The 26,987-nt window shown below is 60.2% G+C and carries 20 protein-coding genes; all 20 read right to left on the bottom strand.

Annotated features, from left to right (window positions below; translation table 11 throughout):
- Positions 1-11 precede the first annotated feature (11 nt).
- The 20 genes from pseI to IC37_RS21265 all read right to left on the bottom strand — a co-directional run bounded on the left by pseI (position 12) and on the right by IC37_RS21265 (position 26,713).
- Complete coding sequence (pseI, locus tag IC37_RS21370; protein WP_030130526.1) at positions 12-1,064, bottom strand: pseudaminic acid synthase; 1,053 nt, start codon at positions 1,062-1,064, stop codon at positions 12-14.
- Positions 1,061-2,560: a UDP-2,4-diacetamido-2,4,6-trideoxy-beta-L-altropyranose hydrolase gene (gene pseG, locus IC37_RS21365; RefSeq protein WP_030130525.1), complete on the bottom strand. Its 1,500-nt coding sequence runs from the start codon at positions 2,558-2,560 to the stop codon at positions 1,061-1,063. Before pseG ends, pseI begins: the two co-directional genes overlap by 4 nt.
- Positions 2,557-3,252: a pseudaminic acid cytidylyltransferase gene (gene pseF, locus IC37_RS21360; protein WP_030130524.1), complete on the bottom strand. Its 696-nt coding sequence runs from the start codon at positions 3,250-3,252 to the stop codon at positions 2,557-2,559. The genes pseG and pseF overlap by 4 nt, the downstream gene beginning before the upstream one ends.
- Positions 3,253-3,258: 6 nt before the next feature.
- Entirely contained in the window at positions 3,259-4,422 is a 1,164-nt protein-coding gene (pseC, locus tag IC37_RS21355) for a UDP-4-amino-4,6-dideoxy-N-acetyl-beta-L-altrosamine transaminase (protein WP_030130523.1), read from the bottom strand.
- Positions 4,419-5,420 carry a UDP-N-acetylglucosamine 4,6-dehydratase (inverting) gene (gene pseB / locus IC37_RS21350; RefSeq protein WP_030130522.1) on the bottom strand — a complete coding sequence of 334 codons (1,002 nt, stop codon included), beginning with the start codon at positions 5,418-5,420 and terminating at the stop codon, positions 4,419-4,421. The genes pseC and pseB overlap by 4 nt, the downstream gene beginning before the upstream one ends.
- A 30-nt stretch (positions 5,421-5,450) precedes the next feature.
- Positions 5,451-8,390: a TIGR00180 family glycosyltransferase gene (locus IC37_RS21345; protein ID WP_030130521.1), complete on the bottom strand. Its 2,940-nt coding sequence runs from the start codon at positions 8,388-8,390 to the stop codon at positions 5,451-5,453.
- Positions 8,391-8,441: 51 nt separating this feature from the next.
- A complete protein-coding gene (locus tag IC37_RS21340) occupies positions 8,442-9,179 on the bottom strand; it encodes a cephalosporin hydroxylase family protein (protein WP_030130520.1) in 738 nt (245 codons plus the stop codon).
- 16 nt (positions 9,180-9,195) lie between these two features.
- Entirely contained in the window at positions 9,196-10,266 is a 1,071-nt protein-coding gene (locus tag IC37_RS21335; RefSeq protein WP_030130519.1) for a class I SAM-dependent methyltransferase, read from the bottom strand.
- Entirely contained in the window at positions 10,256-11,113 is an 858-nt protein-coding gene (locus tag IC37_RS21330) for an NAD(P)-dependent oxidoreductase (RefSeq protein ID WP_030130518.1), read from the bottom strand. Before IC37_RS21330 ends, IC37_RS21335 begins: the two co-directional genes overlap by 11 nt.
- An 11-nt stretch (positions 11,114-11,124) precedes the next feature.
- Positions 11,125-11,685, bottom strand: coding sequence for a dTDP-4-dehydrorhamnose 3,5-epimerase (gene rfbC, locus IC37_RS21325; protein WP_030130517.1), 561 nt, complete (start codon positions 11,683-11,685; stop codon positions 11,125-11,127).
- The gene (rfbG, locus tag IC37_RS21320) at positions 11,682-12,764 is read right to left on the bottom strand and encodes a CDP-glucose 4,6-dehydratase (protein WP_030130516.1); all 1,083 of its coding nucleotides are present in this window, start codon (positions 12,762-12,764) and stop codon (positions 11,682-11,684) included. The genes rfbC and rfbG overlap by 4 nt, the downstream gene beginning before the upstream one ends.
- Entirely contained in the window at positions 12,746-13,519 is a 774-nt protein-coding gene (gene rfbF, locus IC37_RS21315; protein WP_030130515.1) for a glucose-1-phosphate cytidylyltransferase, read from the bottom strand. The genes rfbG and rfbF overlap by 19 nt, the downstream gene beginning before the upstream one ends.
- Before the next feature lie 1,105 nt (positions 13,520-14,624).
- Positions 14,625-18,185, bottom strand: a complete 3,561-nt coding sequence (locus IC37_RS21300; protein ID WP_030130514.1) for a glycosyltransferase — start codon at positions 18,183-18,185, stop codon at positions 14,625-14,627.
- Positions 18,186-18,280: 95 nt separating this feature from the next.
- Positions 18,281-19,846, bottom strand: coding sequence for a flagellar hook-associated protein 3 (locus tag IC37_RS21295; RefSeq protein WP_030130513.1), 1,566 nt, complete (start codon positions 19,844-19,846; stop codon positions 18,281-18,283).
- Positions 19,847-19,859: 13 nt separating this feature from the next.
- Complete coding sequence (gene flgK / locus IC37_RS21290; protein WP_030130512.1) at positions 19,860-21,920, bottom strand: flagellar hook-associated protein FlgK; 2,061 nt, start codon at positions 21,918-21,920, stop codon at positions 19,860-19,862.
- Between the two features lie 23 nt (positions 21,921-21,943).
- Entirely contained in the window at positions 21,944-23,254 is a 1,311-nt protein-coding gene (gene flgJ, locus IC37_RS21285) for a flagellar assembly peptidoglycan hydrolase FlgJ (protein ID WP_030130511.1), read from the bottom strand.
- Positions 23,255-23,265: 11 nt separating this feature from the next.
- Positions 23,266-24,375 carry a flagellar basal body P-ring protein FlgI gene (locus tag IC37_RS21280; protein ID WP_030130510.1) on the bottom strand — a complete coding sequence of 370 codons (1,110 nt, stop codon included), beginning with the start codon at positions 24,373-24,375 and terminating at the stop codon, positions 23,266-23,268.
- A gap of 18 nt (positions 24,376-24,393) precedes the next feature.
- Positions 24,394-25,089, bottom strand: a complete 696-nt coding sequence (gene flgH, locus IC37_RS21275; protein ID WP_030130509.1) for a flagellar basal body L-ring protein FlgH — start codon at positions 25,087-25,089, stop codon at positions 24,394-24,396.
- A gap of 52 nt (positions 25,090-25,141) precedes the next feature.
- Positions 25,142-25,927: a flagellar basal-body rod protein FlgG gene (flgG, locus tag IC37_RS21270; protein WP_008011001.1), complete on the bottom strand. Its 786-nt coding sequence runs from the start codon at positions 25,925-25,927 to the stop codon at positions 25,142-25,144.
- 45 nt (positions 25,928-25,972) lie between these two features.
- The gene (locus IC37_RS21265; RefSeq protein ID WP_030130508.1) at positions 25,973-26,713 is read right to left on the bottom strand and encodes a flagellar basal body rod protein FlgF; all 741 of its coding nucleotides are present in this window, start codon (positions 26,711-26,713) and stop codon (positions 25,973-25,975) included.
- Positions 26,714-26,987 lie beyond the last annotated feature (274 nt).

The raw sequence follows: 26,987 nt of genomic DNA, 5'->3' as shown, positions 1-26,987 counted from the left end.
CCCACAAGCGGCTATTCGACCAGCGACCAATCCAGCGGTGTTCCGCGCTTGATGGCCTGTCGGGTGCGGCGGCCCAGAAGGGTTTCAGCGTGTTTGGGGGCGAGCCCCAGGCCAGGACGGATGGCCCGCAGATTGGCGGTGCTAAAGGGTTCACCGGCGGCCATGTCCTGGGTGACATATAACGACCGGCGGTACACCAGAGACTTACGCTCGGCGTCGGTCACGCCGTAATGCACCTGGCCCATGGCCTGCCAGGCGCGTTCCGTTTCGATCACCAGGCTGGCGAGTTCGGCCGGTTCCAGGGAGAAACTGGCGTCCACCCCACCCGCGGCACGGTCGAGGGTGAAATGTTTTTCCACCACCGTCGCCCCCAACGCCACCGCGGCGACGGATACTCCAACGCCCATCGAATGATCGGACAAACCGACTTCACAGCCAAACAACTCACGCAGATGAGGGATTGTGCGCACATTACTGTTGGCTGGCGTCGCCGGGTAAGTGCTGGTGCATTTCAGCAACACCAGATCCTTGCAACCGGCCTCACGGGCGGCACGCACGGTTTCGTCGAGCTCGGCGATGCTGGCCATGCCGGTGGAGATGATCAGCGGCTTGCCGGTGGCAGCGACTCGCCGGATCAACGGCAGATCGGTGTTCTCGAAACTGGCGATCTTGTAGGCCGGCACGTCCAGGCTTTCGAGGAAGTCCACCGCGGTGTCATCGAACGGTGTGGAGAACGCCAACATGCCCAGTTCTTTGGCCCGGGCGAAAATCGGCGCGTGCCATTCCCACGGTGTATGAGCCTTCTCGTACAGCGCATACAGCGAAGAACCGGCCCACAGGCTGTTGGGGTCCTTGATGAAGAACTCGCCTTCGGACAGGTCCAGGGTCATGGTGTCGGCGGTATAGGTTTGCAGCTTCAAGGCATGCGCACCGGCCTTGGCCGCGGCTTCGACGATGTGCAGCGCCACGTCCAGCGACTGGTTATGGTTGCCACTCATCTCGGCAATGATGAACGGCGGCGCATCGGCACCGATCGAGCGATTGCCGATCTTGAAACTGGTCATGGGTGATCCTTTAAAACGCGTGTGAACGCACAAGCACTCTGAGTGAAACCTGCCTCGCGGAAAACTTTCAGCGACGCTTGGTTGGCCGGCAGCACCTGAGCGGTGATGGCTTCCAGTCGCGGCCAATGAGCGGTGACGAAGGCTTCGCCCCGCGCCAGCAGCGCCCTGCCCCAGCCCAGGCCAAATCGGCCTTCGAATAGATAAATCGAGACTTCGGCCCGAGCCTCGTCGAGGTCATAACGCAGCACACCGACCGGGCCGTCATCCGCCTCGGCGATCAACAGCAGCCGCCGCGGATTGCTCAGGCTCGCGGCCACCCAGGCCTGATGCCGTTGCCAGTCGATAACGTGCGTGTCCAGCGACCAACGCCGAACCGCCTCGGCATTGCGCCCGTCGAACAACAGTTGCGCATCGTCCTGAGAGGCCTGGCGAACTTGCAGCACTGCACCAGCGAGCGCCGCCGCCACCCGCAGCGCCCCACGGCCATCGACCAACTGCCGCGAACGTTCGGCCAGACTCTGACGAATCCCCTGATTGCCCACGACAAAACCGATGGCCTGGCGCAACTGCTCGACGCTGACCTGCTCGCGGTTGCCCAGGAACACATGAGCACCCGAGGTCGCCATTACCTCGCCGTTGGCCTGCTGATTATTCGAAACCGCAATGCAGATCGTCGGCAGCCCCATGGCCGCCCGCTCCCAACTGGTACCGCCACCGGCACCAATGAACAGATCGACCTCGGTCATCAGCCGGTAGAAGTCGCTGACAAAACTGTGCAGGCGCCAGTTCGGGCGGTAGTCCACCAGACCCTGCATCTGCTCCAAGGCCGGATTGTCGGCACCCGCCACGAAATCGACTTCCAACTCATGAAAGTCCGCCAGCGCCAACATCGCGTGATGGGTCTGCATGGCCGCGTCGAAACCGCCGAAATTCACCAGCACTCGCCTGGCCCGAGGTTTGATCTCGATCGCCGGGCAGCAGAACTCATCGCGCAGCAGGGCAAATCGTGGGCCGAGCAGGGTCTGGCAATCGGGCGTCAGCAGTGAAACGTAAGCCTGCGGCACGCCCGACAGATTTTGATTGAGCAGCAGATCGACGCTGTATTGCCGAGTGGCCAAATCGTCCACCGCCGCGATTCGCGCAGCCCAGCGACGCGCAGCGGTCTGCCAGTGATGATCGAGGCCATAGTGATCGACGATGATCCAGTCGAAAGCCGGATGACTTTCCAGTGCTTGCCCCAGCGCAGCGATGTCCGCTTGCCACGGCAGCATCGACTCGATGGCCTGCTCCGGGTCTTCATCGGGATAGCGCTCCGGGAGCGCGAAAGTCTCGAAATCCTCGGCCTGCAGACTGTCCAGCCGATGCCCCGGCAACACACGACACGCGAAAGCAACGTGCGCGCCCTGCTTGCGCAATACCCTGGCCAGGGTCAGGCAGCGGGCGATATGGCCACTGCCAATGGTCGGCGATGCATCAGCGCGGATCAGCACTCTCATTGCAGCTCACCACCGGCCTTCAACGCGGCATAAAGGTATTCGACACGCGTCCAGTCCTCGAGCGTGTCGATGTCCTGCACCAGATGCCGCGGCAGGATCACCGGCAGGCTCGCCGGCGAGAACAGCACATCGCCGCGCAACCAGGCCTCGCTACGCCCCCAGTAGAACTGGCCGGCATCTTGAAAAGCTTCGGGCAAGTCCTGGGAACGGGTCTCGCGAAATTCCGGGTAGAGCGAGGTCAAGGCGCCCTGCTCGTCGAGGGTCAAGGCCCGTTGTACCGGGAAGCCAAAACCGGCGACTGAAAACGCGAAAGACTTGTCCGGGTGCTGCACCAACAACTCATGCCCCTGACGCAGATAACGCGCCTGCAACAACGGCGCCGTCGCGTAGACGCAGCAGGCATAGTCGAACGGCGGCAACTGATTCAAGGCATGCACGATCACCGCTGCGGTCCCGGTGAAATCGTCGGCAAGCGCCGCGGGCCGCATGAACGGCACCTGAGCCCCATTGGCCCGCGCGACCTCGGCGATCTCTTCATCGTCGGTGCTGACGATCACCTGGTCGAACAGATTCGACTCCAGCGCCGAGCGAATCGAACGGACGATCATCGGCACGCCGTCGAACGGTTTGAGGTTCTTGCGCGGGATTCGCTTGCTGCCCCCGCGGGCCGGAATGATCGCAATGCAGCTCAAGAGTCACTACTCCTCAAGGACTAGCCGTCGCAATTGCTCGACCACATAATCCTGTTGTTCATCGCTCAGCAGAGGAAACAGCGGCAGGCTGATGGCCTCGGCGTAATAACGTTCGGCCTGGGGGAAATCCCCCTCGGCAAAACCCAGGTCGCGATAGTACGGCTGCAAGTGCAGCGGAATATAGTGCAGGTTCACACCCACCCCGGCCATTCGCAAGCCTTCGAATACTTGTCGATGGCTGAGGTTGATCCGCTCCGTCTGCAAGCGCACCACGTACAGATGCCACGCCGACTCGGCCTCGGGCTGCGCGCTGGGCAAGGTCAGCGGCAAGTACGCCAGCAACCGGTCATAACGCGCCGCCAGTTCACGCCGACGTTCGATGAAACCATCGAGCTTGTTCAGCTGCGACAGACCGAGGGCTGCTTGCAAGTCGGTGATTCGGTAATTGAAGCCCAGCTCCACTTGCTGGTAGTACCAGGGGCCGTGGCTGGGTTCGGTCATCTGCTCAGGGTCACGGGTCATGCCGTGGCTGCGCAGACGCTGCAAGCGCTCGGCCAGTTCCGGGCGATTGGTCAGCACCATGCCGCCTTCGGCGCTGGTGATGATCTTCACCGGATGGAAACTGAACACCGTCATCGCCGCGAATTCACCGCAACCCACCGGGCGCCCGGCATAGGACGCGCCGACCGCGTGGGAGGCATCCTCGATCACCGTGAAGCCATAGCGCTCGGCGAGTTCGGCGATCCTGCGCATATCGCAGCTCTGCCCGGAGAACGCCACCGCCACCAGCACTTTCGGCAGTGTGCCGTTGCGCTCGGCGATTTCAAGTTTCGACGCCAAGGTGTGGGCGTCGAGGTTCCAGGTCAGCGGATCGAGATCGACAAAATCGACCTCGGCACCGCAGTAGCGACCGCAGTTGGCCGAGGCCAGAAAGGTGTTCGGCGTGGTCCATAACCGATCACCCGGCCCGAGGCCGGCAGCGAGACAGGCAATGTGCAACGCCGCGGTGGCATTGCATACCGCCACCGCGAAATCGGCCTGGCAACGCTCGGCCATGGCCTGTTCGAAACGCTCGATGGTCGGCCCTTGCGTCAGCCAGTCGGACTGCAACACGGCAACCACCGCATCGATGTCCGCCTGATCGAGGCTTTGCCGACCGTAGGGAATCATGCCGACAGCTCCGCGTGCAGATCAGCGATCTGACCGACCGAAAGAAAATGCGGGTTAGTGTCGGAGCGGTACTCGAAATCTTCGCTCACCGGCCGGCCCTGCTCGCCCAGTTTGTCGACGGCAAAATCCACATCGACGCTGGTGAAACGAATCGACGGCTGAATGGTGTAGTGATCATCGAACTCCAGGGTCATGCGCGCATCGTCCAGCGGCACCATCAGTTCATGGAGTTTTTCCCCCGGCCGAATGCCGACGTTCTTGTGCGGCAAATGCTCAGCCATGCCCCGCGCCAGATCGACGATGCGAATCGACGGGATCTTCGGCACAAACACTTCACCGCCGTGCATGCGGGCGAAGCTGTCGAGCACAAACTTCACACCGTGATCGAGGGTGATCCAGAAACGCGTCATGCGCTCGTCGGTGATCGGCAGCTCTTTGGCGCCCTCGGCAATCAGTTTGCTGAAGAACGGCACCACCGACCCCCGCGAGCCCGCGACGTTGCCATAGCGCACCACGGCAAAGCGAGTCTGCTGTTCACCGGCGATATTGTTGGCGGCCACGAACAGTTTGTCCGACAGCAGTTTGGTCGCGCCGTACAGGTTGATCGGGCTGGCCGCCTTGTCGGTGGACAGCGCGACGACTTTTTTCACGCCGTTGTCGATGGCCGCGGCAATGATATTTTCCGCGCCGTTGACGTTGGTGCGGATGCATTCGGTCGGGTTGTACTCCGCCGCCGGCACTTGTTTCAAGGCTGCGGCATGCACCACGTAATCGATACCGCGCATGGCCTGACGCAAACGCTCGGCGTCGCGCACATCACCAATGAAGTAACGCATGCACGGTGCATTGAACGTCTGCTGCATTTCGTACTGCTTGAGCTCATCGCGGGAAAACACCACCACGCGCTTGGGCTGGTACTGCTCCAGCAACCGGCGGATGAAATTGCGCCCGAACGAGCCGGTGCCGCCGGAGATGAAAATCGATTTACCGTTGAACATGCCTTGAGTCCTTTTACCTGTCAGCCAGGCTTATGCGAGCAACTGCGCCCAGTTCACACCGGTCGGTTCGCTGAGAGTAAAGCCCTTGCCGGTCAAGGCCAGGTTCTGGTTATAGGCCGGGTCCTGTTCGAAGCGGGCCTGCCATTTGTCACGCAGGGCGGCACGAGCCTGAGTTGCTTCAGGCAGTACGCCCGGGTGCAGCAATTGCGCTTGTGGCGTCCAGACAACGAGGTAACCGGCGTCGGCGACTTTCAGGCACAGGTCGACATCGGCGAAGGCCTCGTCAAAATGCTCTTCGTCCAGGCCGCCGACCGCTTCATACAATTCCTTGCGAATCATCAGGCACGCACCGGACACCGCCGAGTAGTTCTGTTCCACTTGATGGCCATTCAGGTAGCCCTTGGCGTCCTTGCGCTCGTCGACAAAGACCGAGCCGATATCGCCATTCAAACCGAGGACCAACCCGGCCTGGGTGGTGACGCCTTGAGTGTTCACCAATTTGGCACCAACGATGCCGACTTCCGGACGTTGAGCCTGGTTGAGCATGGCGTCGAGCCAATTGGCATTGAACACCTGGGCTTCGGCCGACAGCAGCACCAGGTACTCGCCCTTGGCCTGCGCGCTTGCAACGTTGTACAACGCTGAATCGCTCAGGCGCTGGCCGGTGCGCAGCACACGAATGCGCTCGCCTTTGCCTTCCAGACTGCTCAGCCATTCGGCCAGTTCTGGCGATTGGCTGTGGTTGTCGACAATCAGCACTTCGTGGCGCTGATAGCGGGTGCGTTGCAATACGCTGACCAATGCACCTTGCAAGTGTTCCAGGTTGTCCTGACTCTGGAGGATGATCGACACCATCGGTCGCTGAGCGTGCTGATAGTCGATCTGCCAGGTCTGCGGCAGTGTCGAGCTGACCTGACCGCGATACCCACGATTAGCCAAGTGACGGGTCAAGACTTGACGTTCCTGAGCATTTTCTTCAGCAGCTGGCGCGTTGCAGATCAACAAGGGTTCGGCCAGGTGCGCCAGGCCAGCGAGGCCCCCATCTTCGATCAGACGCAGCAACAGATCGAACTCCAGAGCCTGGCTGTACTCGGTCGAGAAACCTTTGGCTTGAGCCAATACATCGCGATGGATCAGCCAGTGACGCGCCATTAGCGACGGCACCGTTTGCAGCAGATCGAGGTTAACCCCGGGACGGAATACATCCACCAGAGCACCGCTGGCCTGACGCTGAATTTCGTCCATCGCCACCGCACGCACACCCTCGGCGCCGATCAGCTCAAGGCTGGCGCGCAGCAAACCGCTTGGGGTGAACTGGTCACCGGCCTCGACCAGCAGCTGCCAGTCGGCCGTGGACTGGGCGACGATTTGATTGATGCGATCCACGTAGTTGGCGGTTGTGACTTTGACGAAGTGCACGGTGTCGCGCACGGACGTGGTCGCCGGTAAGTCGCCAGTGGTGAACACCACCACTTTGAAGGCCTTGCAGTGGCCGTTGACCAGACTGTCGAAGGTCGCCTGCAACTTGTACATATCCGCATCCAGGTCCAGCAGCAGAATGCCGAACTGCGGGCCGCCATTGTGACTGGCCAGATGTTGGGAGATCGCTGAAAGTTGAGCGGTATCGGGATTGCGCGCCTCGACCCAATCGAGCAAACGCCCGGACGGCATGTTCTGAAGCAATGTGCGGTCATCTTGTCCCGGGACCGAATCCAGACGCTCGGCCCATGCTTGAAGCTTGAGCTTCTCGTCCTGCTCCTCGGTGCCTTCGAGCGATTCAACCAGACGCTTGACCACCGACCGGTTGAACCGGTTAAGACTCAATGCCTCCCACAAACGGGCGCGGAGGGTGCGCTCGTTGTCGTTAGGCTGAACTCGCATCAGCTCGTGTTGCTTGAGCAGGATGCCTTCCAGTTCCTGCAATTGCAGGCGGCCGGCCGGCATGGCGTGCAACAGAAATTCGAATTCGGTCAGCAGGTCGAACATCGGTTTGTTGTAGAACGGCATTTCGACGAACTGCTGGGGGCCGAACGAGCGAACCGGCTCGCGCCCAGCCTCGACCCAGGCCGAACGGAAGATCAGGGTGGCTTTGAGCGAGCGACCTTCGAGCAGGCAGTCGGCCATGGCGGTAAAACTGTCCAGAGCAATCTGTTTGATCTGCGCCGGGTAGCTGTCACTGTCGCTGAACTGCGTCGGAATCGAGGCCAGGAATTGCGCAAACTGCTCACGGTCGGCGACGGTTTTCGCATCCTTGTACGTCAACACGGTCAACACGTTGGTGTTGTGGTCCGAACCGCCATAGTTCGCCTCACGCACAGCGTAGGGAATCGGCAGGATCCGCGCCTTGGCACACGCCAGCAGGTAGAACGTATGGCCGATTTCCTGCCACTCGAAACTGGTGCCGGCTGGCAACAGGCTGTACCACTGCTGCAGCAGGTCGGTGCGGGTCACCGCATAGAACGGCGGCAGGAACTGGCCCATGTAATCCATGACCCGACCTTCAGGCTGTTGCGAGTTGTAATCCTCTTGCACCCTTTGGTCGCGGCGGTAGTAGTTCACTTCAGTGGCACGGGCCAGGTACATCATCCCGTAGCCATGACACAGGCCGTAGTCAGGGTTGGCTTCAAGAAACTCCACCGACTCGGTCAGTGCGCGATGCAACAGAAAGTCGTCATCGGCGGCAAACACCATGTACGGCGTGGTGACCTGATTGACGCCGTAAGTGAGTTTTTCCTGGAGCCCCTTGTAGGTGTACTGCGGCAAGTGGCGATAGTCGACCGACGGGAAATCCCGGGCCATGTGTTCATCGCCCTGCGCGGACGAGTCCAGAACCAGAACCGTGCAGGGATAGCTGCTGTAGTACTGCAAAGTGCGCCGCAGGAACGCGTTCCGGTTGTGGGAAATCACCACAACCGTGAACCGCTCGTTCAGCGGCGCAACGTTGTTTTGAGCACTGTTTTGAACCTGCATCTTCCTATCCCCACAATCGGCCAATCGCCAAGAACCTGAAACCACTTTTGATTAACGAACGCGACGCAGGTAACCATCCGGCGCTACGGTGATCAGCAACTTGTTTTGCAGTTGCCGATCGATTTCGAAGTTCTTGTTTTCTTCCAGATACTTCCACACCGCGGTCTTCGGGTTGTCGCCCGGGCCCCATGGACGATCCGGGAAGAAATCGGCCGGCATGTCTTCGACCACGGTGTCCATGACCACGCAGTAACTGTCCACCGAAACCAGTGGAGCGTAGAGGCGCAGCTCTTCCAACACGTGATCGTGGGTGTGGTTGGAATCCAGCACCAGAATGACTTTCTTGCCTTCGGCAATGGCACGCACTTGCGCGGCAATCGCCGGATCGATGCTCGAACCTTCGATCATCGAAATGCGCTTGATCATCGGGTGGCTTTCGATGGCTGCGCGGTTGTGCGCACGAATGTCGAGGTCGATGCCCAGCACTTCTCCGTGGCCTTGCAGCTCCAGCAACGAGGCGTAGTAAATGATCGAGCCGCCGTGGGCGATGCCGCATTCGATCACCAGATCCGGTTTGACCTGCCAGATGATTTCCTGCATCGCCATCATGTCTTGCGGTAACTGGATGATCGGACGGCCCATCCACGAGAAGTGGTAGCTGTATTTGTGTTTGGCCGATTCGTTGAAGAAATCCCGGGCCAGACCGGTGAGCTTCTGGTTGTCACCCTGCTGGGCGATCTGTTCCTGGCATTCGGCTTCGAAGGCTTTATTGATGCTGTTGTCGGTCATTTTAGAATCTCAAAAGTCACTGGAACGAAGCACTGTCGACGGCGTGATAGACGTAGCGCCCACCGGTCATCCGCTCGATTTCTTCGAGGTAGTTGGAGTTCATCACAAACAGATTGGCGCCTTCGGGCAAGGCGTCCATGGCCTCTTGCGGAGAGGACACCCGCACACCGCTCAGGGGTAGATAGCGGCCCTGTTTGACCGGATTGATATCCACCACACGATCCACCGCCACCCCGGCTCGTTGCAGGAACAGCGAATAAATCACGCCTTTGGACGAGGCGCCCCAGATCGCTGAACCCTGCTCGGGTGCCGTCTGAATAATCTGCGCCGCACGGTCCAGGCTGGCGGTGAAATGTTCCGACAGCGTCAGCAACGACGGTGCCTCGGCCGGCGTACGGCGCAACGTCGACAGATCCGCAACGATGTACAGGTACTGACCACCGAAAAGGTGCCCCGCCTCGTGCACCGTTCCGAACATTGCGCGCAAATCCGCAAGGCGGAAGTAATTCACATGTTCGTAGAAAACATCGAACCAGGCGTTGTGCTCGACAATCCAGTCGAAGCATGGCACTTCGATGTAAATCTGCCCGCCATGGTTCGCACTGGCAATTTCAGCCAGGAAACTGACCGGATCGCTGATATGTTCCAGCACGTGCCGCAGGACGATCGCTTCGGCGGCCAGCCCCAGTTCCCGAGTGAAGGGGGCCTTGATCACTTCGGTATTGTCCCCTTCATAGGAAGGGTCGATCCCGGTGATGGCATAGCCGAGTCCCCGAAGCATCTCCAGGAAGTAGCCTTTGCCACAGCCGACTTCTATCAAGCTTTTACCCTTGAAATGATGCGCCAGGATCGCTTCGACATCATTCAAGTGCTGTTGAAATTGCACCGAATGGGCCTGTTCGCTTTGATAGTCGACGTCGTAGCTGAGTTTACTGGCGTCAAATGCCTGGTTGAAGATCAGCCCGTTCTGGCTGTCCTGCACCAGCACAATATCCGCGCTGCCCGAAGCTTGCGCTTGTTCGGCATTGGCGAAAGTGCGGTTCTGCAGAACCGGCAGCCCGATCGCTCGATAGAGTTCATGCTGCATGCTCTTCTCCCGTCAGTTGCGAAATCCGCTGGGCAACGCCCCAAAACGCCATGGGCTCATGGGCGGAGTAACCGTAGTGCCCAAGATTCAGGATGATGGAGGATTGACGCTGGCGCACACGCTGCTCAACCAGCGCCCGCACGGACACCGGTTGGCCGCTGCAACAGTTGATCACACCATCGACATCGCGCCGGGCAATGAGTGATGCGATCCGGGAAGCGGCCTGCCTGATTTCCAGGTAGTCGCGCAACTGGTCGCCCGTCGACATATTGAACTGCGTATCACCGGCGTCGATGGCCCGGTCGAGACTGGCTAACAGGCTGCTGGGATTCTGTCCCTCGCCATACAGATAGAACAGCCGTGCCCACTGCAATGTGAACGCACGCTCACGCTGCAAGGCTTCGAGGAACAGGCGCAACGTGTGCTTGGCCAAGCCATAAGGGGTGCAGGGCTGTGCGACCACCGTCTCACTTAACGGGCCACTTTGCAGCCCATACTCAAAACAGGTTCCAGTGACTAGCACCTGGCTGACACCGGCCTCGATCACCCGCTTGAGAAAGGCATAATCCAGTGGCAGGTTCCGCTCGAAATGGAACAGCGCCTGGTAGTTCGGCAGGCCGGTCCATGCCAGATGCGCAATGGCATCCATGCCATCGGCCAGGCTTTCCACGTCCAGATCCGGTGCGTGGATATCAGCGGCGACAAACTCCACTTCATCGAACCACGGCATGGCGTGCGCGGCTTCGATATTTCGAGCAACCGCACGAACCTTGAAGCCTTTAGCGAGCAAGGCGCTGATCAGATGCCTGCCGACAAAACCGGTGGCACCAGTGACCAGCACTGTCATGGCGTGCCCTGTCACAGCTCGACTCCGCTGAAGTCTTTGTCCAGCAGAGGATGGCATGCATCTTTGGCCGACAAGTTCTTGACGGGCAACGGCCAGGGTATCGACAACGCAGGGTCCATGACCGACAGACCCGCTTCATGATTCGGAGCGTAGTCCGCATCCGTCAGATAAAGCACTTCAGAGTCGTCGGACAGGGATTGAAACCCATGAGCAAAACCCGCCGGGATCAGCAAACTGCGCCCATCGTCGGCCCGCAGCTCTTCAGCGTGCCACTGCAAATAGGTAGGGGACTGCGGCCGTAGATCGACCACCACATCCCATACCGCACCACGTACGCAGGTAATCAGCTTGGACTCTGCATAGCCGGCTTTCTGATAATGCAGGCCACGCACACTGCCCTTTTCGACCGTACGCGAATGGTTGATCTGACGGATGGCAAACGGGCGGCCCTGCGACGTCAGACGGGTCTGGCAAAACAGCCGGGCAAACCGACCACGATCATCACAGAACAGTTTTTGCCGGATCAGATACAACCCCTCCAGCTCCAGGGCCTGGAGCGTGAAATCAGTCATGACCGTTCCCTGTAGAGATTCAATTGATTCAAGGTCATCGTGCGCATGTCGTCACCGTTCTGCCACGCCAGGTGCCAATCGAGGGTTTGGGACAGGCACTGCTGCAACGACCAGCGCGGTTGCCAGGCCAACAGTTGACGGGCGCGGCTGCTGTCCAGGCGCAACAGGCCGGCTTCGTGCAAATCACTCGGTTCGATGCGCAATCCACGCGCTTGCGGCCAGCGGTTGGCGAGCAATTCGACCACTTCGCCGACGCTGCACATGTCCGCTTCGCTCGGGCCAAAATTCCACGCACCGGCAAACTCCGGACCTTTTTCATAGAGGCCTGCGGCGAGTTGCAGGTAACCGGCCAGCGGCTCCAGGGCGTGTTGCCAGGGGCGCACGGCTTGCGGGTAGCGCAAGGTCACCGGCTCATCCGCCGACCAGGCCTTGAGTACATCGGGAATCAGCCGTTCAGGCGCGAAGTCGCCACCGCCCAGCACATTGCCGGCCCGCGCAGTGGCCAGGGCCAGGCCGTGCTCGGCATACTTTTCGGCGGGGAAAAACGACGCGGCATAAGACTGGGCCAGCAACTCGCAGCAAGCCTTGCTGCTGCTGTACGGATCGTGCCCACCGAGCGCTTCGTCCTCGCGGTAGGGCCACAGCCATTCCTTGTTGGCGTAGACCTTGTCGGTGGTCACCAGCACGCAGGCACGCACGCCACCGACCTGGCGGATCGCTTCAAGCAGATTGAGGGTGCCCATGACGTTGCTGGAGTAAGTCCCAAGCGGGTCGCGATAGCCTTCGCGCACCAGCGGCTGGGCCGCCAGGTGCAGGACGATTTGCGGCTGCGTCTCGGCGATCAGTTCCAGCAGGGCGCCGAGATCACGCAGGTCGCCACGTTGGTCATTGATGCCTTCGTGCACCCGCGCCAGCTCGAACAGGCTTGGCTCGGTGGACGGTTCGAGGGCAAAACCGCAGACCTCGGCGCCGAGGCTTTGCAGCCACAGCGTCAACCAGCTGCCCTTGAAACCGGTGTGGCCGGTCAGCAGAACGCGCTTGCCGTGCCAGAACTCCGGGCTCAGTCCCATTGCTTCCATGGGGCCTCCCCACTCTGCCACAGTGCTTCGAGGTGGTTTTTGTCGCGCAGGGTATCCATCGGCTGCCAGAAGCCCGAGTGCTCGAAGGCACGCAATTGCTCAATTCCGGCCAGACGCATCAGCGGCTCCGCCTCCCAACTGGTCGTATCACCCGCGATGTAGGGCAGTACCTCCGGTGATAGAACAAAAAACCCACCATTGATCCAGCCGCCATCGCCACGTGGCTTTTCCGTGAACCCCATTACCTGGTCGCCAATGCGTTGCAGGGCGCCATAACGACCTGGCGGTTGCACGGCGGTGACGGTGGCCAACTTGCCGTGGGCCTCATGGAAATCAAGCAGCGCACTGATGTCGACGTCGGAGACGCCATCGCCATAGGTGAAGCAAAAGGCTTTTTCGTCTTTCAGATAGGGCGCCGCCCGCAACAGACGGCCACCGGTCATGGTTTCCTCGCCGGTGTCGATGAGGGTGACGCTCCACGGCTCGCTGTAGTTCTGGTGAACCTCCATGCGGTTATTGCGCATGTCGAAGGTGACGTCAGAGGTGTGCAGGAAGTAGTTGGCGAAGAAGTCCTTGATCGCATAGCCCTTGTAGCCAAGGCAGATCACGAAGTCATGAATTCCGTGGGCGGAGTACTGTTTCATGATGTGCCAAAGAATTGGCTTGCCACCGATCTCGATCATCGGCTTGGGCTTGAGGTGCGACTCTTCGCTGATGCGCGTGCCCAGGCCACCCGCCAGAATTACTGCCTTCATCACTGTCCTCTTGCTCTTTGCACGGCGGGCAGCCCCCTCAAGGGTCGGCGAACCGTCAGATGCACATCATTTACCCGCAGCCACTGAGCCACTCACGCCCATTGGGGTGAGGGTTTTATGGCGATATAGGGAGGGCTTGCAGGAAGTGAGCCAATTGCGCAGGACAAAAAATCGCGCGACACCGACCTCGTAGGAGCCCGGCTTGCCTGCGAAGGCGTTTTCATCGGAGCTGCATGACGTGAGGCTGTTATCGCTGCATGGGTATCTACACATCTCTTGGGCTATAGAGATTTACTGCCGTGCCTTGGTGTTTTTGGAGTACATATCCGTTTTTGCGGTCACGGCCGCTGGCGGTTTCGCTTTTACAGCGAGTCACTTGGAAAAGCCCCAAGTAACCAAGGGCTCTTGCCCCGCCATTCGGTGCCTCGCCCAGGCTCGGCATGCCCTCACTCCGGCATTGCTCCGGGGGCCCGCCGCCATCGGCCATCCATGGCCGGGGGCGGCTACCGCGGCATCCTTGCCGCGGTGCCCCCTGCGCAATACCTGCGTTCGGCCTCTGGGAAAGGGGCAAGCAGATCAGGATCAAAAGCCAAAGCAACGGCAACGGCAACGGCAAGATCAACAGCTTCGCGAGCAAGCCCGCTCCCACACGGCTCGCACACAATGGATCGGCGTACGACTGCGCTTCTCACCACTCAACAGGCCGAGCGTTAGCTCGCCTGCAGCTGTTGATCTTGACGCACCGCCCCATCGAGAGGCCGAGTGGAGGTTCTGCGTAGTGGGCAACCCGGCATGGATGCCGGGTTAGCCGCGCACGGCCATGGATGGCCGATCGCGGCGGGCCCACGGAGCAGGACCGGAGCGAGGGCATGCCGAGCCTGGGCGAGGCACCGAACGAAAGGGGCAAGAGCCCTTGGTTACTTGGGGCTTTTCCAAGTGACCCGCCGTCAGGGCGGAACCCTAAGTGGCCGTTACCGCAGAAACGGATATGTACACCATCAAACTCGGAAAGTTGTGTAGATACCCATGGTTTTCGCTGGCAAGCCAACTCCTACAAGGAGCTGCCGAAGCCGGCGATTTTTTGATGTTTGGAAGGGAGTAACGGTCAGTCCGGCAACCAACCCCACAACCAATGATTGAGGTTGTCGCCGCGCAACATGAAATCCCGATGCACCGCCTCACGCAATTCATCGCCCATGCGATAACTCGCGTCCGGGTCGGCCAGGTGCATACGGATCGCTTGCAGCCATTCATCCGTGCTGTTGCTGTAGACCCTGGTGCACGGCAAGTGGCCGCGATAGGCCTCGGTGTCGGTACAGATCACCGGGTATCCGCAGGCGCCGTATTCCAGCAATCGCAGGTTGCTTTTGCAGTCGTTGAAGATGTGGAATTCCAGCGGAGCCAGTGCCAGATCGAGGTTCAGGCTCGCCAGTTTGAACGGGTAACTCTGCAAGCTGATGGTCGAGTGGAACTCGTGGATGTACGGACGCAATTCGTCCGGGCACATGCCGAAAAATACCCACTCGACTTCGTCCGCCAGCTCACGCACGACCTCGGCAATGATCTCCAGGTCCCCGGTGTGACTGGTGCCGCCGCCCCAGCCAACGCGTGGCTTGCTGGAGGTGCGACGACGACTGGTCAGCGTCGCCCACGGTTCCGGCGGCAGCATGTTCGGCACCACGCGAATGTCGTTATGCATGCTCGACAAGCTATCGGCCAACGGCTGGGTGGTGACTACCAATCGGTCGCACAGGCCGATGCCTGCGCGCAGCATCTGCTCGATGTCGATCGGTTTGTTGCGGGCGTGAGCGTTCTTCTTCGGCGCGCTAACGATATAGTCGTCGAGTTCGAAAATCCGCAGGGCGCTGGAATACTTTTTCATCCGCAGAATATCGCCAGCTGAGCCTTCGCTGTAACGTCCCTGCAGGACGATGGTGTCCGGGGACAAACGCTCGATCTCCACGATCGACGGCGACTCATGGGCCACCCGTGAGATCACTCGTCCGGCGGCTTCGAGCTCCGCCAGCGGCGCGATCACCCGATAGTGACCGACGGCAGTGCTGTTGACTGGAAGACCGAGAATCAACGGCAATGCACGGGTGCAGAACGGGTTCCAGTTGTTGCGCAGCGTTGGCTCCAGGCTGAAACTGGAAAACCCAAGACTCAGTGCCGGGCTGTAGGCCGGGTCTTTGGCGATCTTCGGCAGCCATTTGCGATAGAAGGCGTCCTGTTCACGCTCGCACACCCCCAGAGTCGACTCCTCGCCTTCCGGGGCCAGCACCACACTGGCGTATGGCGTCCAGACCACCAGATAGCCGTCCTGGTTCGCCCGCAGGCACAAATCGACATCGCCCAGACCCTGGGTAAACGTCATCTCATCGAGCTGCCCCAGACTGTCGAACACTTCCTTGCGAACCATCAGGCAGTGGTCACTGACCGCGCTCCAGTTCTGGGTCACATGCAACCGCTGCATATAGCCCCGAGAGTCGGCAGCCTCCCCGGCAAATGGCGAACCGACCGACTCCGTCAACCCGAGGATCAACCCGGCGCTGACGATCGAACCCTGCGGGCTGAGAATCCGGGCACCGACCACCCCCACTTCGGGACGCTGTGCGTGGTTGAGCAATTCGTCCAGCCAGTCGCTGTCGCAGATCACTGCCTGAGGACTGAGCAGCAGCAAGTATTCGCCATGAGCCAGGCTCGCGGCGAAGTTGCGGATTGCAGCGTCGTTGGCGTCACCGGCGTAACGCAACACCCGCAACATCGCGGCACCCAGCTGCGCCATGGCAGCCAACCAGTCGAGCATCGCCGGGTCGTCAGTGCCGCTGTCGACGATCAGGATTTCGTACTGGGTGTAAGCCGTGCGCTCGATCAAACCTTCGGTACAACGTTGCAAGGCGTACAGCGAATCGCCGGTCTGGATGATGATCGACACCAGCGGACGCGCCTCATGCCGGTAATCGATGCGATTGATCAGTGGCAATTCTTCGTGACGGACAGCATGCGCCACGCTGATACGGTCCAGATGCGCACCGACCATGCCAGCGTTGTTTTCGATGACTTCGGGTAATGACAGCCAGTCGGCAAAGGCCAGGCTCGACTCCACCTGAATCTCGGCGATGTGCTCGATGGTCTGCGGACCGACCTCTTCCACCAGACGCCACATCAGGTCATGGGGTGCCAGCTCGCCGTGAGCCGGGTCAAACCCGCCCAGCACCATGAAGCACTGACGTTCGAAGGCCAGGGCTCGGCCGACGTAGGGGTAGGCACGCATCAGATCAAGGTTGAAATCGGGCTTGAACACCGGGTCGATCGACTCGCCGTCGATCAAAGCACCTTCATCGCTATAAGCACAGAGAATGCCCGGCGACCCGGCGATGCGCTCCGCCAGAATCAGCAGCGCCGACTCACGCAAGGTGTCGCCGGCCCGCAACAGGTAAAACCAGTGAGCACCTTCCAGTTGCGGGACCACGGCATTGAGTTGTTGCGCCCAGTCCGACTGGAACGGCAACTGAACGATACGATCATCGGCATCACAGTGCGCATCGGACAACACCACCACTGCCTGAGGCGCATACAGCTGAGCACTGATGCTGTGCAATGTAGTTTTCAGCGCTGCGCTGTCGGCACCGCTGTCGATGACGATCGGCACGATCTGCGGGCGAAACGCCCAGCTGTCGATGCGCTGAGGCATGAACTGCTGTTCGACTTGCGAGAACCTGCGGATCGCCAGCCACTCGCGATAGAAGTCGGCGTAACTCTCGCTCTTCCCACCTACTCGACCATTGACCACCGTGCTGCGGTTGCCAAGGATGCGCGCTACACACAACTCTTCCCAGGCGTGGGGCTGATCAGTGACTTTGGCCAGTTCGATATAGCGAACCCAGCCTGATGCCGGCGCCGATTCGCCACTGCGTACCGCGAGCATCTGCGCCAGCCAGCTCCACTCGAGCGCCGCCGCCTTGAGCATCTCCGGGGTCCGGCTCAATCGCTCTGTATACAAACGCTCGGTGCTCAGCACGGTGTTGAGCGACACCAGGTTACCGCGGCGCATCAGGCATACGAACAAGGCGAAATCGAGCATGGCGACGAACCCCGAGCCTTCCTGGATCAATGTCGGCAACAGCTCCAGCACATCAGCGCGACGCATCAGGGCAGCGCTGAAATTGCCGAGGAAATTCTTTGGCGTGCCCTCGAAAATCGCCAGCATATCGTCGCCCTTGAGCAACGCATCGGTCGGACAAAAGCGGCAGTTGTCCACCCGCGACGGCAGCAGAAAATTGCCGGCATCGCTGAGCATGCGCAGGGCAAAAACCAGATTGACGTCGGAGTGATCGATCAACACCTGGGCCTGCAAGGCAACGCTGGGCGCAAACAGACGATCGTCATCGCACAGCACTTTGATGAACTCGCCCCGGGCTTCTTCGACGCAACGCAATACGTTCTTCTGCAATCCCAACCGCTGCGAGTTACGCAAGTAGCGAACCGGGTGAGCCGGCTCGACGAAACTCTCCACGATAGTGCGGATTTCATCATCGGGCGAATCGTCACAGATGACGATTTCGACATGCTCGTAGGTCTGGGTGAGCGCACTTTCCAATGCCTGACTGAAAAAGCGCGGGCTGAAGGCAGGGATAACGATGCTGACGAGGGGGCGTTGATTCACGGCGGGAAACTCTCGAGCGGCGGGCCTCTACCCTTTCAGGCAGAGGCCCCGGAACCGCTTAAAAAAAGACGGTTGGCTGCTCGGCAGGCGCAGGCTCAGACCTTGTTGAACAGGCCCAACTGAGCAATCTTGCTGAAGGCCAGTTGCGAGGCCTGCAACATGGTTTGTTGCAAGGTCAGACGGGTCATCACTTCCGCCGGATCAGAATCACGGATCGACGACTGGGTCTGAGCATTGGCCAGCTTCAAGCTCTGGTTGGTATCGCTTTGGGTTTCCAGGGCAGCACCGCGACCACCGACCGAACTCAAGGCGCTGGACAACTGATCGATGCCGCTGGCCAGGTTGGCAATGCCGGAAGCCAATGATGCCTGCAATTTCTGAGTGGCGATGGCATCACCGTTGGTTGGCGTATTCAGTGCGGTTTTCAACTGACTCACAGTGTCCAGAATGTTCTGGGTTTCATGAGTATTGACCGCGATGCTGAACTGATCGTCGGCAGCCGGGGTACCACTCACGGTGAAGCTCACACCCGATGCGGTGGCGACGCTGCCAACCATGGTCCCGGAAGACACCGGGCTGCTGTTGGCCGTCAAAGGCGCTGCGTACAGTTCAAAGTCAGTGGCGCTGGTGAACTTCAGGATCGCCGAACCGCTCGGAAAGCTGGCGTGGTAAGCCGCTGAATCAGTGATACTGCTGTCGGTGATCTGCGCCGTCGAAGTATTGCCTGGGCTGGCGGTTGCGGTGAAAGTGTCCGGTTTGGCCGCCAGAGTAAAGGTGTGGCCCGGCAACACGGTAGCCGCCGTGTCGCCGGCGCTCAGATTGATATTCAGAGTCAGTTCGACGCCACGGAAAGTCACGGCCTGACCGGACTTGCTGGCTGGATCGAACGCGCCGCCCTGACTGGCTTCGGCGGTCACGTCGTTACCGGACGAATCAGTGATCAGCAACTGCGTACCGCTGACAAAGTCTACGGTGTACGGCTCGCCGCTACGGAACTTGCTGTTGTAGGTGACGTTCGACGACACCTGGCCATCGGACAGGGTGACGCGGCCGTCATCCACGGCCGGCGCGGTCATGGTGACCTCGCTGCGGCTGGTGTTGATTGCCTTCTGGAACGCGTCCCAACCAGTGCTGTTGGTGGCCATCGACATGGTATCGCCGATCGCCAGGTCAAGCGTTACCTGATCACCGTTGTAGCTGTAGGTGCCATCGTTGTTGCGCGTGAACGGCACGGTGTCGCCCTTGGAGCCGGCGAAGATGTATTTGCCGTTCTCGTCCTTGCTGTTCATCAGGCTCAGCAATTGCTCTTCGATCTGCCCCAACTCCGAAGCGTTGGCCTGGCGGTCTTCGTCGGTATAACCGGCGTTGCCCGCGCCAACGGCCAGTTCCCTGGCGCGCTGCAGCACGCTGTTGATGTTGGTCATCACCGCTTCGGCGGTACCGAGGGTCGCTTTGATGGTATTGGTATTGGCCTCGTACTGATCGAGCATCGAAGCCTGCTGCCCCAATTGCAGCAAACGCGAAGCACCGACCGGATCGTCGGCAGCGGTTTTGATGCGAACCAGGCTGCTGGCCTCTTCGCTGCTCTTGACCACGTTGGCGAAATTCTTCTGATAGTTGGCAGCTGAGGACTCGTAAAACTGGGCGGTAGAAATGCGCATGGGCTACGACTCCTTAAAGACTGTTGATCAGTGTGCTGAAGATTTCCTGCGCAGCCTTGATGATCTGCGAAGACGCGGTGTAGTACTGCTGATATTTGACCAGGTTGCCGGTTTCCTCATCGAGGTCGACACCCGACAGCGAATCGCGAGCGGTCTTGGCGTTGGCCAGGATTGCTTCGGTGGCAGCGCTGTCGAGCTTGCCTTGCGCGGCTTTGGCGCCGACGCCCTCGACCAGCTTGCCGTAGGCGTCGGTCAGGGAAATGCCACTGCTGACCGAACCGGTATCCACGGTCTTCCGGGTCTGCAAGCCGGCCAGTACGGTGCCGTTGCGGTTGTCCAGAGTGCCCGGCTGGCTGAGCGTCACGTTGATCGCGGTGCCGTCACCTGGCGAACCGGCCACGGTCATATCGAACGATGCAGTACGCTGCACGATTGGCGGTCCTGGATCATTGATCGCGGCACCGCTGGCGTCGACCAGTGGAATGGTCAGGCTCAGTGTATTGTTCTGGCCAGGCACGATGGTGCCGTTGCTGAGTTCATTACCCTGGGCGTCGAGCAACTGGTAAGTCTGGGTGGTGCCACCGGTGGCACCGAACACCACTTTGACCGGAGTCGAAGTCTTCAGGCCGTTCTGAATGGCCAGGGTTGTGGCGGAATCGTAGATATCGAACTGCGTGGTCAGGGTCGGTTGACCGCTGGCCGGAATCGTCAATGTGCCGCTGCTGCCAGAAGCGATTGCCGCGCCCAACGGTGCTGCGATGGCCAGACGCAGGGGGTCGGTCATCTCAATTTCGATGTCGGTCGCTGCATTGCGGGTCGGCGTGATCTTGAAGGTGTCACCCGCCGCTGCGGTGCCACCGGAGAGCGTCATGGAGAAACCATCGATCACCGGCGGCGGCGTGGTCAGCGTACTGAACGCGCCCATGGCGGTGCCTTCAGGCAGACGCTGCAAGGTGTAGTCAGTGGCGCTGGTGAACGTGACTTTGTAATCGTTGAGGGTCAGCGCGCCGCTGTCCTCGATGGTCACGTCGAAATTGCCCGAGCCCGTGCTGTTGCCGACCGTGGCGATGCTGCGCTGGGCCATCTGCGTGGCACTGTTGATGCTGCTGAACAGGTTCGAACCGAAGTCACCGTTCTTGTCGATGCCTTGGGCCTGAATGGTGTTCATCTGATCGGCGACGACCAGCGCCACACGCCCCAGCTCGTTCATGGCCGGGTCCAGTACGGTGCTGCGATAGCGCAGCAAACCGCCCATCTCGCCACCGGTCATCACCGAGGTAATGTCGATGGTGCTCGAGCCGCGATTGAGCTGAACGGCCGAACGCGACGGGTCATTTTTGCTCGGCACCACTTCCAGCTTGCTGGCAGTGCTGCCCATGACCAGCGGCTGACCGCTGCCCAGGTAAATGTCGAGGTTACCGCCACGTTCGATCACTTGCGCGCCGGTGAAGGTCGACAATTGACGTACGGCGTCATTGCGCGCATCGAGCAAGTCGTTGGGCTGGCCGCCGGCGTTGGAAATTTCGGAGATCTTCTGGTTCAACTGGGCCACGGTGGTGGCCAGTTTGTTGACCTGATCAGCCATGTCCTCCAGGTTGCCGTTAATGTTGGCGTTCTGCGTCGTCAACTGGCTGGAGATCGAGTTGAACCGGTTGCTCAAGGCTTGCGCATCGCTGAGCAGCAGTTGGCGGGAAGCATCGTCGCCCGGCTTGGCGTTGACGTTCTGTACCGAGGCGAAGAACTTGGTCAAGGCGCCATTGAGGCCTGTGCCGCTGTCCGACAGCAACGCATCGAGCGGGCTGATCTGCCCGGCGTAGGCAGCCGAGTCGCTGTTGAGCGAGGTGGTCGTCTGCAGTTGCGCATCGAGGTAGCTGTTGTACACCCGACGCACATCGGCGAGGGTCGTACCGCTGCCAATGTAGAGATTGCCGAACGGATTCGAGGCCTTGCTGCCCTGCACGGTTTGCTGACGCGAGTAGCCGGCGGTGTCGGCGTTGGCAATGTTATTGCCGGTCACCATCAACGAGGTTTGGCTAGCGGATAAACCCGACATCCCGATATTGAGCAAACTCATGGTTCAAACCTTATACCTTGTGCCTATAAAGGCGTGGTGGAAGCGCCCGCCGCAGCGTAGTTTTGGTAACTCGTCATCTGCTTGGCTATCTGCGAAATCTTGCTTGCGTAATCCGGGTCGGTGGCATACCCGGCTTTTTGCAACTCGCGTACAAACTGTTCTGGGTTATCGGCCGACTTCAGCACATCTTGATAGCGATTATTGCTTTGCAGCAGCGTAACAAGGTCATGGAAGCTGTCTTTGTAAGAGGCGTAGGAACGGAACTCGGCCGTCTCCTTGACCATCTCGCCGTTTCTGAATTCGCTGGTGATCGCCCTCGCCGAATCGCCCTTCCAGCTACTGCTGGCCTTGATACCGAACAGGTTGTGGCTGCTACTGCCATCCTGGGCGCGCATGACCGATTTGCCCCAACCGGTTTCCAACGCAGCCTGAGCTACCAGGTAACGCGGATCGACACCGATACGATCGGCGGCTTCTTTGGCCATCGGAAGCATGGTGTTGACGAATTCATCAGCGGAACTGAAGGCTTTCTTCGGCGGTGCCAGGGGTATTTGAGCCATGGCACGACCATAAATCTGCAGGCGCCCGCTGGCTGCTGTATCCGTTTGCGCAGTCAGCCAATCGCCGTTGTACAGGGGACCGGAACCGGTCTTGGTGCTCTGCGGCACCTGGATATTGTTCAACGCCACGGTGGCGGTCGCCGCCGTGGTCGATGTCGATACAGATGCAGAGGGCACCAGCCCGGCGAGCAAACGATCGGCCAGTTTCGGCGGCAGCGCCAGACGCCGCTGATTGATCAGCGCCATGTCATTGCGATGAGCGCCCTCGCCCGCGCTTGTCGGCGTCTTCACCGAGCGCGAAGCCCACAACGGGCGCTCACCATTGAGACGCGACAGCGGCCCGTTGGTGGCGACTGTGCCAGCGGCAATCGGCGTTTCCACAGCGGCTTTCGCGGCAGCTTGCTTGGCGGCAGACGCTGCCGCGGCCTCACCCGGTGCCATCGGTTTGTTCTTCGACATCTGGCGCATCAGCACGTCAGCCAGGCCAATACCGCCGCCTTCGCGAGACATGGAAACGGCCAACTGCTGGTCGTACATTTCCTGGTATTGCTTGGCTGCTGGCGTGTTGAGCGGGTTGTCCTGACCCAACGCTTCGGTGGCCGAGCGCATGGACTTGAGCATTTCACCGAGGAACAGCGATTCGAATTCCTGCGCCACTTTGCGCATGTTCGCATCGCTGTTCTTGTCGCCGACCTTGAGCTGGTTCAGACGGTTCAAGTCCGAGTAGGAACCCGAATCGCTGCTGCTGACTAGACCGCTTTTGCGCATATCCATGGTCGCCGTCCTCAGATCACGATCAGGTCGGCTTGCAACGCACCGGCCTGCTTCAGCGCTTCGAGAATCGCCATCAAGTCACCCGGCGCCGCGCCGACCTGGTTCACCGCTCGGACGATTTCGTCGAGGGTAGTGCCCGGGCCGAACTTGAACATCGGCTTGGCTTCTTGCTGAGCATTGACCCGCGAACGCGGCACGACCGCCGTCTGCCCGTTGGACAGAGGGCCGGGCTGGCTGACGATCGGGTCTTCGGTGATGGTTACGGTCAGGCTGCCGTGGGTCACGGCGGCCGGGGAAACCTTGACGTTCTGGCCGATCACGATGGTGCCGGTGCGCGAGTTGATGATGACTTTCGCCACCGCCTGACCCGGGTCGACTTCGAGGTTTTCGAGGATCGACAAATAGTCGACCCTCTGGCTCGGATCGAGTGGCGCAGTCACACGGATCGAACCACCGTCGATGGCCTGGGCGACGCCAGGGCCGAGCATGTTGTTGATCTTGTCGACGATACGCTTGGCGGTGGTGAAGTCCGAACGGTTGAGGTTCAGGGTCAGGCTGTTGCCCTGATTGAAACCGCTTGGCACTGCACGCTCGACCGATGCACCGCCAGGGATGCGACCGGCTGACGGAACGTTGACAGTGATCTTCGAACCGTCACGACCTTCAGCATCGAAACCGCCGACCACCAGGTTGCCCTGAGCGACGGCGTAGACGTTGCCATCGATACCTTTGAGCGGCGTCAGCAGCAAGGTGCCGCCACGCAGGCTCTTGGAGTTACCGATGGACGCCACAGTGATATCCACCTGCTGACCCGGCTTGGCGAACGCTGGCAAGTCGGCACTGATCGATACCGCCGCGACGTTCTTCAACTGCACATTGCCTGAACCTGCCGGCACCTTGATGCCGAACTGCGAAAGCATGTTGTTGAAGGTCTGCAGGGTGAACGGGGTCTGGGTCGTCTGGTCACCGGTGCCGTTAAGCCCGACCACCAGGCCGTAGCCGATCAATTGGTTGGAACGCACGCCGGAAATACTGGCGATGTCCTTCAGCCGCTCGGCTTGAGCGTCGAATGTCGCGGACAGCAACAGAGCGCCCACTATCAGGTGTTTGAAGTTCAACATGCTCACCAGAGAAGCCACCTAGAAAGGGAACAGCGGGCTGAGGAAGAAACGGTCGAACCAGCCTGGCTGACTCGCATCGGCAAACGCACCGGTGCCCGAATAGGTGATGCGTGCATCGGCGACGCGGGTCGACGACACGGTGTTGTCGGTGGCGATGTCATCGGCGCGAACGAGGCCGGCAATCCGCACCAGCTCATCACCGGTGTTGAGGGTCAGCCACTTCTCGCCGCGCACGGCGATGATGCCGTTGGGCAACACGTCGGCGACGGTCACGGTGATCGAACCGGTCAGGCTGTTGCTCTGGCCGGACTTGCTGTCGCCCTTGGTGGCGCGGTCACCTTCATAACCGACGTCCAGACTCAGACTACCGCTGCCCACTGGATCACTGGTGCTCAGGCCACCCCCGAAAAACGAGCTCAGACCGATGTCGGTCTTGCTGTTCTTGTCGATCTGCGAGTTGGCGTTCTTGCTCGCCTGGGTGCGCTCGTTCAGGGTGATGGTGATGATGTCACCGACCCGGAATGCCTTGCGGTCGCTGTACAGGTTCTGTTCGAAACCGGCCTGATAAATCGAGCCGTTATTGGCGGCAGCCGGCAGCGGCGTGCGCGGCAACACCGGGGCGTAGTAAGGGTCATTGGGCTTGGGCGGCGGAGCGACGCAGCCCGCGAGCACAACGGCCCCACTCAGTGCCAGAACAGATACAAAGCGATTCATGACCCTACCTCACGGTGTTGCAGGCGGCCTCATGACCGCCTCATAGACTTGATTACAGATTCTGCGTTACGAACGAGAGCATCTGGTCGGCGGTGGAGATCACCTTGGAGTTCATCTCGTAAGCGCGCTGAGTGGTGATCATGTTGACCATCTCTTCAACGGTGCTGACGTTGGACGTTTCCAGGGTGTTCTGCAGCGTGGTGCCGAAACCGGCGAGGCCCGGGGTGCCGACTTGCGGCGCGCCACTGGCAGCGGTTTCCAGGAACAGGTTATTGCCCACCGCTTGCAGACCGGCCGGGTTGATGAAGTCGGCGGTTTGCAGGTTGCCGATCACCTGGGAGGCCGGGTTGCCGGCAACGGTGATGGACACGGTGCCGTCACGGCCGACGGTGAAGGTCTGAGCGTCGTTCGGAATGACAATCGCCGGCTCCAGGGCGAAGCCGCTGGCGTTCACGATCTGGCCGTTGGAATCCAGGTGGAACGTACCGTCACGGGTGTAGGACGTGGTGCCGTCCGGCTGCAGAATCTGGAAGAAACCGCGACCGTCGATGGCCATGTCCAACGGCTGCTCGGTGGTTTGCAAGCTACCGGCGGTGAAGTTTTTCTGGGTGCCGACAATGCGCACACCTGTACCCACTTGCAGACCCGACGGCAACTCGCTGTCCTGGGTCGACTGGGCGCCTGGCTGGCGTTTGATCTGATACAGCAAGTCCTGGAACTCGGCGCGGTCACGTTTGAAACCCGTGGTCGATACGTTCGCCAGGTTGTTGGAAATGGTGGTGAGGTTGGTGTCCTGGGCGGACAGACCTGTTTTGGCAACCCATAGAGCCGGAAGCATTCGATTCTCCTCGTGCGCCTGTTTTACGGCGCGACGTTCTGATAATTAGCTGATCTGCAAGACCCGAGCCATGGCCTGGTCATCGTCTTTGGCGGTGTTCATCATCTTGATGTGTAGCTCGAACTGCTTGGCCAGCGCCAGCACCGAGGTCATTTCTTCCACGGCATTGACGTTGCTCGACTCCAGGAACCCGGACACCAGTTTGACGTTGGCATCGGCTTGCGCCGGCTTGCCGTCCTTGGTGTGGATCGAACCATCCAGACCTTTGGTCATGTTCTTGAAGTCCGGGTTGACCAGTTTGATGCGGTCGACTTCGGCCATCACCCGCGGGCCTTCGCCCATCGCGCGAATACTGATGGTGCCGTCTTCGCCGACTTCGACTTGCTGCTCGGGCGGCACGGCAATCGGCCCACCATTACCCATCACCGGCATACCGTTGCCGGCGCGCAGCACGCCCAGAGCATCAACGTTCAAGCTGCCGGTGCGCACGTAGCTTTCGCCGCCATCGGGGTTCTGCACGGCGATCCAGCCGTTGCCTTGCACCGCGACATCGAGGTCGCGACCGGTTTGCACCAGCGCACCCGGGGAGAAGTCGGTGGCAGGACGCTCACTCATGGCAAACGCACGCGCCGGAAAGCTGTCACCAAACACCGGCATCGAACGGGCCTGTTCCAGGTCCTTCTGAAAACCGTTGGTAGAGATGTTCGCCAGGTTGTTGGCATGAGCCTTCTGCGCCAGTGCATTCTGGCTGGCGCCGGTCATTGCCACATAAAGGTACTTGTCCACACTCTTTCCTCTGCATGCCGGACGTTTGCCGCCCACCGCTGTACTGCTGAGCCATAAGCAATTTGCAGACCAACTTTTTTCTGGCGGCGCCGGGCCCGGCAAACAAAGGACTTGAGGGGTTCAGAGGGGGATTGGGGGAATGTATCGAAGACGAAAAACCGGCGGTGTTATGCCGGTAAGTGGCAAAGGCTGGTCTGGAGTTGACAGAGCTACCGCCTTCGCGAGCAAGCCCGCTCCCACATCTATGGTTACCCCCTTTTCTGCAATACTGTTT

It is taken from the genome of Pseudomonas sp. QTF5, from assembly GCF_000512695.2.
In the GTDB taxonomy this organism is placed as follows: Bacteria; Pseudomonadota; Gammaproteobacteria; order Pseudomonadales; family Pseudomonadaceae; genus Aquipseudomonas.
The sequence above is the reverse complement of the archived record's forward strand: the minus strand, read 5'-3'. Positions and strand labels throughout refer to the sequence as shown.

Bases quoted from the DNA above. Each gene is read 5' to 3' on its own strand.
- pseI (WP_030130526.1), bottom strand. From the start codon at position 1,064: ATGACCAGTTTCAAGATCGGCAATCGCTCGATCGGTGCCGATGCGCCG.
- pseG (WP_030130525.1), bottom strand. From the start codon at position 2,560: ATGAGAGTGCTGATCCGCGCTGATGCATCGCCGACCATTGGCAGTGGC.
- pseC (WP_030130523.1), bottom strand. From the start codon at position 4,422: ATGATTCCCTACGGTCGGCAAAGCCTCGATCAGGCGGACATCGATGCG.
- pseB (WP_030130522.1), bottom strand. From the start codon at position 5,420: ATGTTCAACGGTAAATCGATTTTCATCTCCGGCGGCACCGGCTCGTTC.
- IC37_RS21345 (WP_030130521.1), bottom strand. From the start codon at position 8,390: ATGCAGGTTCAAAACAGTGCTCAAAACAACGTTGCGCCGCTGAACGAG.
- IC37_RS21340 (WP_030130520.1), bottom strand. From the start codon at position 9,179: ATGACCGACAACAGCATCAATAAAGCCTTCGAAGCCGAATGCCAGGAA.
- IC37_RS21335 (WP_030130519.1), bottom strand. From the start codon at position 10,266: ATGCAGCATGAACTCTATCGAGCGATCGGGCTGCCGGTTCTGCAGAAC.
- IC37_RS21330 (WP_030130518.1), bottom strand. From the start codon at position 11,113: ATGACAGTGCTGGTCACTGGTGCCACCGGTTTTGTCGGCAGGCATCTG.
- rfbC (WP_030130517.1), bottom strand. From the start codon at position 11,685: ATGACTGATTTCACGCTCCAGGCCCTGGAGCTGGAGGGGTTGTATCTG.
- rfbG (WP_030130516.1), bottom strand. From the start codon at position 12,764: ATGGAAGCAATGGGACTGAGCCCGGAGTTCTGGCACGGCAAGCGCGTT.
- rfbF (WP_030130515.1), bottom strand. From the start codon at position 13,519: ATGAAGGCAGTAATTCTGGCGGGTGGCCTGGGCACGCGCATCAGCGAA.
- IC37_RS21295 (WP_030130513.1), bottom strand. From the start codon at position 19,846: ATGCGCATTTCTACCGCCCAGTTTTACGAGTCCTCAGCTGCCAACTAT.
- flgK (WP_030130512.1), bottom strand. From the start codon at position 21,920: ATGAGTTTGCTCAATATCGGGATGTCGGGTTTATCCGCTAGCCAAACC.
- flgJ (WP_030130511.1), bottom strand. From the start codon at position 23,254: ATGGATATGCGCAAAAGCGGTCTAGTCAGCAGCAGCGATTCGGGTTCC.
- IC37_RS21280 (WP_030130510.1), bottom strand. From the start codon at position 24,375: ATGTTGAACTTCAAACACCTGATAGTGGGCGCTCTGTTGCTGTCCGCG.
- flgH (WP_030130509.1), bottom strand. From the start codon at position 25,089: ATGAATCGCTTTGTATCTGTTCTGGCACTGAGTGGGGCCGTTGTGCTC.
- flgG (WP_008011001.1), bottom strand. From the start codon at position 25,927: ATGCTTCCGGCTCTATGGGTTGCCAAAACAGGTCTGTCCGCCCAGGAC.